Raw genomic sequence first — 304 nt, 5'->3', positions numbered from 1 at the left:
TCCGACACGCCGTTCTGCGCAGCAAGTTCTGACGGTGCCAGGCCGGCCACCAGCCCTGCCACAGGCAGACCGAGCTGCCATAGGCCGCGACCGCGGCCCAGACCGCGCCATGCCAGGCACGCAGGCGGAAGTCGTCATCGAACACCGCGCACGCAAACAGCCAGAACAGCACCCCGGAGCCCAGCGACACGCCCACGCCCGGCGCCTGGGCCGGGCAGCTCAGCGCGTATTCGGCCCAGGGCGATGCCGATACCGCCTGCACCGCCAGCGACAGCGCCAGTGCGATGCCGACGCGCGCCAGGTC

The 304-nt window shown here is 72.0% G+C and carries 1 protein-coding gene; it reads right to left on the bottom strand.

The window, feature by feature from the left end; genetic code table 11:
* Positions 1-304: hypothetical protein (locus RVY79_RS18800; protein ID WP_317466075.1), on the bottom strand; the 304-nt coding region annotated here is incomplete at both ends.

This window comes from Chromohalobacter sp. HP20-39 (assembly GCF_033052815.1).
In the GTDB taxonomy this organism is placed as follows: Bacteria; Pseudomonadota; Gammaproteobacteria; order Pseudomonadales; family Halomonadaceae; genus Chromohalobacter.
The sequence above is the reverse complement of the archived record's forward strand: the minus strand, read 5'-3'. Positions and strand labels throughout refer to the sequence as shown.